This window comes from Pseudoalteromonas sp. APC 3358 (assembly GCF_030408075.1).
Lineage (GTDB): Bacteria > Pseudomonadota > Gammaproteobacteria > Enterobacterales > Alteromonadaceae > Pseudoalteromonas > Pseudoalteromonas arctica.
Window position 1 is genome coordinate 190,352 of the sequence record NZ_JASDCE010000009.1, and the last position, 11,553, is coordinate 201,904.

9 protein-coding genes and 1 pseudogene are annotated in these 11,553 nt (G+C 36.5%); 2 read left to right on the forward strand and 8 right to left on the reverse strand.

Translation table 11 applies throughout. From position 1 onward, the window contains the following. Positions 1-42: 42 nt before the first annotated feature. Positions 43-1,164, reverse strand: a complete 1,122-nt coding sequence (locus QL995_RS15025; protein WP_290294489.1) for a 4-phosphoerythronate dehydrogenase — start codon at positions 1,162-1,164, stop codon at positions 43-45. Between the two features lie 265 nt (positions 1,165-1,429). After that, positions 1,430-3,652 carry a TonB-dependent receptor gene (locus tag QL995_RS15030; RefSeq protein ID WP_024608607.1) on the reverse strand — a complete coding sequence of 741 codons (2,223 nt, stop codon included), beginning with the start codon at positions 3,650-3,652 and terminating at the stop codon, positions 1,430-1,432. Between the two features lie 408 nt (positions 3,653-4,060). Here QL995_RS15030 and QL995_RS15035 point away from each other — a divergent pair, with 408 nt between their 5' ends. Then, entirely contained in the window at positions 4,061-4,651 is a 591-nt protein-coding gene (locus QL995_RS15035; protein ID WP_024590969.1) for a LuxR C-terminal-related transcriptional regulator, read from the forward strand. On the opposite strand, the gene QL995_RS15040 is transcribed toward QL995_RS15035, so the two are convergent. The 6 genes from QL995_RS15040 to QL995_RS15065 all read right to left on the reverse strand — a co-directional run bounded on the left by QL995_RS15040 (position 4,641) and on the right by QL995_RS15065 (position 10,363). Beyond that, positions 4,641-5,492 (reverse strand): hypothetical protein, encoded by an 852-nt coding sequence (locus QL995_RS15040; protein WP_290294491.1) that lies wholly within the window; start codon positions 5,490-5,492, stop codon positions 4,641-4,643. The genes QL995_RS15035 and QL995_RS15040 overlap by 11 nt on opposite strands. Beyond that, the gene (locus QL995_RS15045; protein WP_290294492.1) at positions 5,482-7,890 is read right to left on the reverse strand and encodes a fimbria/pilus outer membrane usher protein; all 2,409 of its coding nucleotides are present in this window, start codon (positions 7,888-7,890) and stop codon (positions 5,482-5,484) included. Before QL995_RS15045 ends, QL995_RS15040 begins: the two co-directional genes overlap by 11 nt. A gap of 2 nt (positions 7,891-7,892) precedes the next feature. Then, complete coding sequence (locus QL995_RS15050) at positions 7,893-8,534, reverse strand: hypothetical protein (RefSeq protein WP_148664645.1); 642 nt, start codon at positions 8,532-8,534, stop codon at positions 7,893-7,895. Positions 8,535-8,608: 74 nt separating this feature from the next. After that, positions 8,609-9,307 (reverse strand): molecular chaperone, encoded by a 699-nt coding sequence (locus QL995_RS15055; protein WP_024590966.1) that lies wholly within the window; start codon positions 9,305-9,307, stop codon positions 8,609-8,611. Positions 9,308-9,363: 56 nt separating this feature from the next. Beyond that, a complete protein-coding gene (locus tag QL995_RS15060; protein WP_010553857.1) occupies positions 9,364-9,840 on the reverse strand; it encodes a hypothetical protein in 477 nt (158 codons plus the stop codon). Positions 9,841-9,892: 52 nt separating this feature from the next. After that, positions 9,893-10,363, reverse strand: a complete 471-nt coding sequence (locus QL995_RS15065) for a hypothetical protein (RefSeq protein WP_024590965.1) — start codon at positions 10,361-10,363, stop codon at positions 9,893-9,895. Positions 10,364-10,818: 455 nt separating this feature from the next. Between QL995_RS15065 and QL995_RS15070 the strand changes: the two are divergent. Further along, positions 10,819-11,253 (forward strand): annotated as a pseudogene (locus tag QL995_RS15070) (hypothetical protein); the annotation flags it as partial. Positions 11,254-11,553: the final 300 nt, after the last annotated feature.

Below are 11,553 nucleotides of genomic sequence, written 5' to 3' on the forward strand. Positions count from 1 at the left end.
TCCTCTATAAACGACATTAAAACAACATCGTTAGTTAAATAATTATTTAGCTATGCTAAAGCCAAGTTGACTAAGTGCTGCTAGTTGTGGGCTATCACCTTGTAGGAATAAGGTGCTAAATTCTCGCCTTACCGGATAGTTTTTACGTAAACTATCAAAGCCCTCACCTTCTAAATGACGAAGTAAAATTCCGTCATCGCGGCGTACGTCATAAATTAAATGCACCAAACGGGCAATATCTTGCTCGCTTAGGCTTTGCGTAACAGTTGCATTTGTAATAGCAGGTATTGGTAAAAAATCATCCAACGATTTACTCACCTCTACACCTTTTAGGTCACACAATTTTTGATACAACATTTGTGTACCTCGTGCTTTCCCCTCAAGTGTATGCCCTGCGATATGCACACTGGCATAACGCACATGCTCTAGTAATTCAGTTAGAATATTGGGCTCTTTTTCCCATACATCAAGTACTATATCTAAATCAGCCCCAGCTTCCATTACCTCAAGCAATGCTTGATTATCAATTACGTCGCCTCGGCTTGCATTAATTAGCGTTGTTCCTGGCTTAAGTGCTTGTAATCGCTCTTTATTCATCATGTGCAGCGTTTTGTGCTCGCCACTTTTAATAAGTGGAACATGAAAAGTAACAACATCTGATTGCGCTAATAACTCATCAAGCGCTACATGCTCTTGTAGTAAGCCCTGTTCGTGCTTAATTGGATCGCATAACAGTACGTCGACATTTAATGCTTTTAATTTTTGCGACAAACACGTGCCAATGTTACCCATTCCTACAATACCAATTGTTTGACCACACAATGGGCGCGCATTTTCTTGGCTTAATGTAAATAAACTACTAATTACATATTCAGCTACAGCAACTGCATTACAACCAGGTGCACTGGTAAAAGCAATATTTCTGTCATGCAGTAATTGCGTATCAATATGGTCAATGCCAATTGTGGCAGTCCCCACAAAGCTCAGCTTGTTAGCTTGTGCCAATAGTTCATTATTAACATTAGTCACTGAACGAGTAAGGAGTACATCTACATTTATTAATTGTTCAGGCATTAATTTACGACCATCAAAACGCTCAACCTCACCAAAGTCTGCAAAGTACTGCTCAACTAAAGGCATATTTTGATCGGCAAGAATTTTCATCACTGAGTCCGTTTGGCAATTAAGTGGCGCCATTGTAACGAACAACCAAGCCTTTACACAAACTAAAAAGGCGCATTTTAGCTGATACAAATACTTAAAAGTGGTTATGTTGATTGTTTTAAATCAGCAATTTAAATTAGGGATTTAAATTATGTGGATAATAATTTTACTATTGAATATATAAAGGCCGAATCACAGCATGATTCGGCCTTTGTTATGAAAAATAAACTTCAATTACATTGAATTTTATTTACTTGATTTTAGTTTATAGCTCAAAATCTTTTTTGAATTTCAAACCAAATTCACTGCGGTCATTACTGCGCATTACACCAACAAAACCTGATTGTTGTAGGCGACCAACATCGTAAACTTCGTTTAGAACGTTTTCACCATACAGTGTAACTTCCATATCGCCATATGGATTAGTGTACGAAATATTAAAACCAACTAGTTCACGAGAATCAATGGTCTCACTTTGGTTGTAAACTGATTGACCTTGCATTTCACTGCGATACGAATAATTAGCATTAAACGCAAGTGTTGCGCCACTCTCTAAATCCATAAAGTAAGAAGGTGCAACCATGACAGTCCAGCGTGGCGTCAGTGCTGGTGAATCGCCTTTACCTATGCCTTGTACACCCTCAGCCACTTCTGTTATTTCAGAATCTAAATAACCAACTGCACTACGAATAGTAAAGTCATCGGTAATAGCAACAGTTGTTTCAAGCTCAATACCTTGCGCTTTAGATTGACCTGCATTTTCTACAATTGTTACAAAGCCACCACCCGCTGTTGGATCTGAAAACGGCAATGCTAAATCGGTGTAATCAGTCACAAATACCGCAAGCATCATAGATACATTTTCGTGTACTTGGCCTTTTAAGCCCATTTCGTAGTTAATCGCTTTTGTTTCGTCAAACGATACAAATTGATCTGGTCCACCAAATGGACGCGGTGGAAAACCACCTGTTTGATAGCCTTTTTGAATCTGGCCATAAACATTCATATTATTGCTAAGCTGATAAGATGCATTTACATCCCACGTAACTGCATCAAAATCTGCACTTACATATTTACGAGTTGGAAATGATGGGAATATAGCATTTGCATCTTTCTTATCTTTTGAATAACGAAGGCCACCACCAACCGTTAAATCGTCAGTTAAATCGTAGCTGGCATTTATATATGCTGCATACGAATTAGTTTCTTGGTTAATTTCAAATTCGCCGTAACCGCCAAATGATTCTGTTACACCATCATTCAACAAGCCATTAGGTGTATTAAATGGGCTAAATACAAACGGGCCTGAACGTGTAAAGCCATCTTCATTAAAAAAGTAAAGACCAGATACAAAGTCCATATTATCGAATGTTGCATTTAGCTGAACTTCAAATGAGTACTGATCAGCACCGCCCTCCTCTGGAAACTCAGACAAGTTTAAAGGTGATGCATCATCATCTAGGCCACCTTCATACTCAGATGTACGGTAGCTTGAGATAAACTTAGTGGTATAAGTATCGTTAATTGCCCAATCGGCTGAAAACGATGTGCCCCAACCTGAGTAAGAGGTAGATTCAATACCCGCAACAGTTGTGCCTAAATCATCAGGGTCTGATGGAATTAAATCTTGAGTCAATAATGGGAAGTCGCCATTAAAAACATCATTTGAGTCTAGTGGGTCTGTCAATTCAATTGTATAAGGCGATTGGCCAGATTCGTTATCAACACCATCTAAAGAAAAAGTGAATGCTAAGTCGGTATTTGCTTGCCATTTAAGTGCAACACGACCACTAAATTCTTCTTCTTCACCAATTTCTTTTTCTGGGTTTGCTAAATTAACAGCTTCGCCCACACCATCACGTGTTTTGTACGATGCACTTGCAGACATACTTACATCATCTGTTAGTGAGTTATTAAAATAAACATCACCGGCAATACGTCCACGACTTCCCAGCTTAGCTGTAGTAGTAACAATACCTTCATCACCAGGTTGCTTTGTAATTACATTTACAGCGCCACCTAATGTATTACGGCCATATAAAGTACCTTGTGGGCCACGAAGCACTTCAACACGCTCAACATTAGGTAATGATAAGTTAGAACCCATTTGACGACCTAAGTACACACCATCAAGATACACACCCACACCCGGATCGGTAGTTATTATGTGATCTTGCAAACCTATACCGCGGATAAATACAGACGCATGCGCAGAATTGCCCACGCCATAGCGGGTAATATTTAAATTTGGAACATATTTACCAATATCTTCTAGGTTACTCATATTGGCTTTATCAATTAGGTTAGCGCCAATTGAAGTGATAGCGGTTGGAGATTCAAACAGGCTCTCTGTACGTTTACGAGCTGTGACTTCTATCTTTTCAAATGCGTCTTGTTTAGCTGTTGTTTTAGTTTCTTCGGCGTTTACAGAGGTAGTGAGTGCAGCAAAAATTGCTAGACTTAGCTGTGAGAGGTTACGTAATTTCAAAATATTCTCCAAAGGATACCGTGTGATTTAGTTATGCATTTATACTTAAAAGTATAAATTTCAGGCATAAAAAAAGATGCGTAATGCATCTTTCCTCTGGATGGGTATTATATGACAGAATTGTGAAGAAATGTATAAATTATTTGAATAAATGTATAAAGAATAAAAGCAATTTAGGCATTGTTAGCTTTAGGTGGATTATCATAAATAAAGAACATTAATATCAACCTCACTAAAAAGCTGTTTTAAAACAAAAAACCGCATAAATACAATTTTAAAAAGCACATAAAACGTACTTTACACATGTACTTTAGTGTATAAAAAAAGAGCTACAACACATTCTCCTACCATTGAAATTAACTAAAAATAAGAATATAGTACTAAAATGTAGTCTATGGATAGAATATTATGAATATTGAAAACACAGCTGATAAAAGCCTCAAATGCTTCACAAATCCAAATTACACTTCACTTTTTTGTGTTGCAGCTGACTTCAACGTTTTACTTGTTAATTATCAAGCTTTAAACGTCATTACCAATTATGAACTTATTAATCAATTCATGCTAAAAAATGGTCACCAAGGACTGGTAATTTTTGATGTCCCAAAAGACTGCGATGTACTAGCATTAAAAGAGTGGCCAAATTTAAAAGGATTGTTTTACGAAGGCACTGACGAAGTACTACTTCAACAAGGATTAGAAGCCATTGAACAAGGAAAGTTATGGTTCCCTCGTGCAGTAACCGATGATTGGATGAGGCAAATGCTAGCGAGTGAACAACAAACTACGTTGCAATCAAACAACTTAACCTGCAAGGAAATGAAAGTATTAAACTTATTATTTTCTGGCTTACATTCAAGTGCAATTGCCGACACTTTATTTATAAGTGAAGCTACTGTTCGCGTCCACCTACACAAAGTTTACCAAAAAATTGCTGTAAAAAATAAGCAACAAGCATTACTTTGGTGTCAAAAAAACTTAAATAAGGTTAATAATTAAGCGGACTTATTTGAAACCTTATTATGTCAGAATATTCACCGGCAGCTTGCCTTTCAAAATCATTTAGTTGAATTTTCAAAGGTAACAAATAAACGGTTTGTCCTGAATATGAGAATTTATGTTGTGATACGTTATTTAGTTCAAGCCATCTTCCAGCCAGATCTAGACTGTAATTAATTGCATATTTATCTCTATAGAGACTGTGTATTAATTTACCATTATTATCTGAACTTACAGATAATTGAATATCTGAATTAGTAACAACTTGTAAACTAGGTAACATAGTGTATTCCTTACCCGGTATTAGCTCTCCCAAATTAATAGTATTTGAAAATGTATTATACCCAAGTACAGAAAGACTTGTTCTAGGCACAATATTTTCTTGAATGCTATATTCTCGTTCATCTAACAACTTGCTCCCCTGATCGTATAATTTCATTTGGAGTCTATCTGTATAGACACCAGCTTTAATCGGCGTTCCTGATGGTATTAGTAATGACAATATCGTCGAAGAATTAGTAAAGCTCAACTTTAAAGTTGATGTGCTAACTAACTGACTCTGTATACTTTGCATTTGGTACGGAACACTTTGAAATTGCCCTTTTAACTGAGCTTGGTTCTCACTTGTAATCAGGAGCTGTAATTGACAACTCTCATCATTAATAACGCTTATACGTAGCTCTTTCTTAGAGTCTACTTGCTGTAAGGCATGGTAGCTTTCAAAATCATCATAAATATGTTCAACCTTATCGAACCTAGCAGCACATTGCGCATGAATTAAAGGCGTAAAAATAAATAGTGCTAAACCACCCAATAATAAACTTACTTTTTTATTGTACATAAATAGCTCCTTTGCGCTGTAATTGTTCACCTTCAGATACTTCAATCGTAAAATGTGACTTTTCTGCATTCTTAAGTGTAATTTCATAATTACAGGCGGTTAAACCTGTTAATGCAAATCGTCCTTTTTTATTCGTAAAAAATGTATGCTCTTTCTTACTACTATTATCTAAACAAATAGCCGTTCCAACCTGTAACGATAGTGGCTTTTTTTGTTGGTCGTACAGCGTTGCAATAACTGATATGTTAGCGGCAGTCCCTATTGTAATTGCATGACCCGTTCGATAAGGTGAATAAAGAGTAATAATACCAGAACCTATATCATACCCTGGCGCTAAGTTATCAATATCGACTGCAACGTTGGTTGAGGCGTATGAACTTATATCGTTCAATAAAATAGTCTCGAAGTCTTCATTATCTGCCCTATATTCATCTTCATATTGCCCCAATATAACTTTTTTTCCTTTAAGGCTAGAGTGAGGTTTTACTAAAGCGAAGCTATCGTATATGGGTTTCCCAACAGCCCAACTCTTATCTGCAAATGCTATACTTGACGCCAAGCTTAATCGGCTCTGATGGTAAGCTGAGTCCTCATTAAATTGCTCGTAAAAACTCCCATGATCAAAGTTCATAACAAAACGATTCGCGTTATATTGAGTATTTAAATCAAAAATAGCTTCATTTTGATCATTTTTTTCAAGCCCAGCTCTTATGTTCAAAGCTCCAACATAGCGCTGATTACTATCTTGAGAGAATTCTAAACGTGTTTTGTCACGCCTAGATTGGTGAGATAATTTAGCCCGTCGAGTATTAGAAAACTTATAAGTGACAGACAACCTTACATCCCATTGACTTTCTTCAGCGAGACCCTCCCACTGCCCACCTAAACTATATCTCCATTGGCTATTATCGATCTCACCAGAAAGACTAACCCCAATTGATTTATCAAATTGAGCTTCATCATATGACCTTGATAAGCTTGTAAAAAAAGATGTTTGCGTATTATCGCCCCAAAAAAAACTATAATTAGCCTGAATATAATGCTCTCTTAAGCGAGAACTAGATTGAGAATCAGGCCGATAACCAAGGCCTGTAAAATATCTTGATGAGTATTCATAACCCACCGTAATGTCAGTGTTATTATCACTATGATTTCTATAGTTACTATAAACAATGCGATAAGCATGGCCTGTTTTTTCATTGAAACTTATCGCATTTTCAAACGCAATCTGTCCAATTTTAGCTGCATAAATATTTTTAAAACCAACCTGCTGAGAATACTCATCACCCTGTACTGCCGCACCCGCTGTCCAGCTAGGTGTAATGCCATAATCAAGATAAAAGCTGGCTAGTGGCTCGTCGTAATCATAATCTAGCTCACTACCTAAGCGTGAAGGAACGCCTAAATGAAACTCATATTCAAGTTGCCCTTGAGCAAAAAGATCTAAACCTGTCGTTACGTCAAAATCAACAAAACGCACAACTCCTGCTATATCAGTGATCCTCAAAGTAATATTATTGCTTCCTTCATTAAGGGGAATATCATCAAGAGAATATATACCTGCGGCTAAATTAAGTTTTTGTACTATCCGCTCGCCAACTAACACCTCTACAGAGGATGGACTCTCTAAGGTAAAGCTACGAGAAGCACTGGGTCTGATAGGTCTGTCAGAAACTAGCGAAAAATCATGTGAAAGCGACAAACCTAGTACCCGTGCTGTTGATTGAAAATAACTACCTGAACTATAATTATCACCGACTGATATACGTAACCCACTAAGCGGTAGGTCATGTATTATACGAGTACCTAAGCGACTAATATTTGATGACGTAGGAGCTACTTCAGATAAATACTCCACTTCGTTTTCTAAAACCCAGCCTTCCCAGCTCACTACCATTTCAGAGCGAATAGCTAAGAGCTCATCTGTTGTGTCCTCGCCTTTATCTTGCTGATAAAAATAACTTGAATAAGCATTAACAAATCCACTTAGTTTAGCGGGTTCCGATGCTGTTAAATTCCTTGAATCAGATTTTAAACTTAGCTGTTGAGGGCGAGTCAGTGTAAGAGGTACTGATATTTCTAAGCTAAAATCACTCATATCGAATGAAATATTATATCCAAATGACTCTAATGCTTTTGTATCAATAACATTCTTATTAACTTTAGACTCTAAAGAATCAAAATCTTCTGAAAATAAAAGTCGTTCGAATGAAACTTTAATTTCACTCCATTTGAGTGATAAATTATCATTTGGGTCAACTGCAAGAGTTAATTTACCAATAGCATTTTTATTCAGTTCTGCTTCAACACTGAGTTCGATGGTTCTTTTAGACGGGTTAATTTTTGAATAACATAATTGAGTAAAGCTCAATAAAAATATGCATAATAAAACTCGCATAACTAGCGAGCCAGCACTAAACGTAGATGATTTAAACTTCCTTCCTGTAAAGATTGTGGCATAGGGACTTTTATGACACTGGTGCTATGAGGAGCAAAAAAAACATCGTATCCGTTTGCTTTTAATTGATCTTTTAAAATTCGATCGCTCAGGGTTTTATTTTTAGTGATTTTTATTTCATAATCACTTAATCGTCCTGCCCCTTTTCCTTCATTTAATACTTCAGTGACGATAAAGCCATCCTCAACATGAGGTTCTTTTATAGTCAGTTTAGGAACTAATCGAGGTTGATCCAAATGAACAATTAAATTTACATTTAACAGCATCGTAAGTTGTGACTGTTTATTTATAGACTGCTTTGCAATGGGCTGCTCAATCAAACTAACTTGATAGCTTTTATCTGTACTAGGAAGTTTTTTATCTAACCATCTAAATTGCAACTGCTGGCTTTGCCCTGGTTGCAAAAATAGCGATGGAGGAAAAACCCACAATGGAGAGTCATCTAAAGAAATTAATTTAGGCGTGCCTTGAGAAAAGTCAATTTCGTAAATTTGTATATCAAAAGCAATGTCTCTTGGTAACTGATTGTGAACCAAGCTAGAAGCGTTACTTGAACGACTATCAGGGGAGAAAGTAACCACCATAGGCGTTACTTCTACAGCAAAGGTCGGTGCAATTACAATTACATATATAAGAAAGTAACTGCATATCCGCAGCATTAAAAATTGACCTCTAGATCACTACTAGCTGCATTAAACTTTGTTGGAATTTTTATTGAGACCTCACGGCTAGATTTTGGTAATAAAATTTTTCCAGTCAATGCTTTACTCAATTCGGTCCCTTCTAATAATAGCTCTTGATCATCGCCTTTAATAAGCCACTGTGCCTGCGATAAGCGAATATATTTATTGCCTGTATTTTCCAGAAGCACATTCCATGTTTCTGTATCTACTTGGCGTTTATTTTTAATTAATAATTTTGCCTCAGCACCTTTAGGCACCACATTAAACAAAGTTCTAAAGCTAACTGACATACCAACGCCTGATTGCCCCGCTTTCTCTAAATCAACAGATACCTGATCAATAGCTATTCGGTATGCTTTTGAGTTTTCTAACATTGGTTCGCCAATATATCGAACAATTACCGACTGACTTTTCCCGGACGGAATAATTGTAGTCATGGGAATAATTAAAAAGTCTTCTTCATTCGCTTTTAATGTTTCATCACCGTTGGAAGCTATTAGTAAATCAAAAGCTGATATCTCAATAGTTAAAGAACTATCTGAAGGGTTAGATATACGAATTGTTTGTTGTGATTGGCTACCTGATGATTCAAGCTCTGCGACCATTGGTTTAACTTGAAAAGCCAGTGTAGAATAAGAGCTGAGTAAAAGTATCATTAAAAAGATATAACGCATATAGAGTCCCTCCTGCTAAATTAAAAGGCAGTAATTACTGCCTTTTATTATGCTAATTAGTTAGCTGTTATTGCCAACATCAGCGTATCTGCATAAGTACCGGCATAAACAGGCTCTTGAGTCACAGTTAATAAAATATTACCTGTGACTCCTCCTGCAGCAAGCGTTGACGAACCAGGCTGACTTTGCGATTCTGTCTGATCATTTTGACCATTTTCAGCTGAAAGTGTAAAATTAAATGCGTCTGCAGTTAACATTGCTGTGTAGCCAACACCTTGATTTTCTTGATCAGCATTCTGTAAATGCCCTTCAGATGTCGTTAATGACATAGTAGCACCATCGGCATCGTTACATTGCAAATCAAAGCCTACGTTTTTAGTCGCACCATTTGTTAATGTTTGGAAGAATTGTGTTGTGTTAATATTACTCACTGCACAAACCGATGACACTGCACCACCAACATTAAGGTTTTCAGCAAATGCTGCGCCAGATGTTAGAGTTGCAATTGCTGATAACACGATTAACTTTTTCATTTTAATATTCCTTATCCATGTGACATATTTGTTTATATTTTATAGTTAGTGTTTACCAAACTCCACCAGATACAACCGATGGTGTCATTTCTATGCGAAGCACATCCTGGTAGCTTCCGGCATAAATTAAAGGCTCATCTAGTTTTAACTGTAATTTAGCTACGCTGTTAAATAAAATCTTATCAACATCAAAATTGTACATAGATTTGAGCTCAAGTGCTGTTGCAGAAACGTCGCTTGAAACCCCCTCTATTGACCAATTAATGTTATAAGCATTTATTTGAGTACTTTGCTGATGGCGCAGGCCACCATTTTCAGATTGCATTGATACTCGCATAGGTGAATTACAATTAATCACTAGCTTTGTACTCGCAAGGCCATCTGAAGAAAACTGAAGGTTGTTATTTTGAGTAGTAAAGCCGCACACTGGTGAAATATGACCTACCAGAGTTAAACTTACTTCATCGTTACTGAATGCATTCATTGCAAAGCAACATAATAAAAACCAAGTTAGCTTCTTCATCAGCGCCATTTCCTTTGAACAACCTCGCTAAGACAGGAGTAATCTTATGATAAAAACACCGTTTAGAAAGTTTCTATTTGCTTATATCTAGCTTTACTTATTAATAATTTCGACTATGCAACAATATAAAATATAAACATTTAAACTAAATAACTTATGCAAAACACTTATAATTAAATGTTAACAAATCTATATGGTAGTAAATGCAATACTTACGGCTTGTAAGTTATATTAAGACGTTATAAACAAGAATCACCAATCGTATGCTTTATATCCAACCCCAGTACTAAACATTTTTAAACACAAACATTCGCACCTAATTAATTTAAAAAACAAAATAATATTGACTAAAAATTAAATAAAAACTTTAAACCATTCTGTTTATTAGATAAATACTCGTTATGCACTTATACTAATAAAGAAATCAACATTTAAATAACAAATAGGAACAACATATGAAAAAGCTATCTGTAGCAATGGCTGTATGTGCAGTTTTAGCATCTAGCTATGCTAGTGCTGAGGTAAGAATTAATGGTTTTGCATCAATTGTCGGTGGTAAAAGTCTGGATAGTGACAGTACTTTGTACGGCTATGATGACGATATCTCTTTTAAAAATGAGAGTAAATTCGCTTTACAATTATCTGCAGACCTACATGAAAAGCTAACAGCTACGGCTCAAATTATTGCGCGTGGAGAGGATGACTTTGACGCTACATTCGAATGGGCATACGTTACTTATGAATACAGCGATGAACTGCAATTTAGCGCTGGTAAAATGCGTGTTCCTTTTTACAAGTATTCTGATTTCTTGGATGTAGGTTATGCTTATCGCTGGGTACGTCCGCCAAAATCAGTATACGGTATCCCATTTTCAACTTATGAAGGCGTTGAGGCTGTAGAATTACTCTTTTTAGGAACGTATCCAACTATTCTTGGCTGGTTGCTTTTTAACCTTGAATCCATCTTTTCTCTGTGATCTAATAGATATTATTCACCCACGGTAAACTGTTATGGCTAACTACAAGCCTGACTTATCCTGTCAAAATAAATTCATTCCTATCGATTTCGCTGAGCAAATTCTGCCTGGCACTTTTGAGTATGCCCTTTGTTATATTGTCGAAAATAAACTCGATTTATCGGGGTTTGACGCGTGGTACAACAATGACAAAACGGGCGCGGCGGCGTATCC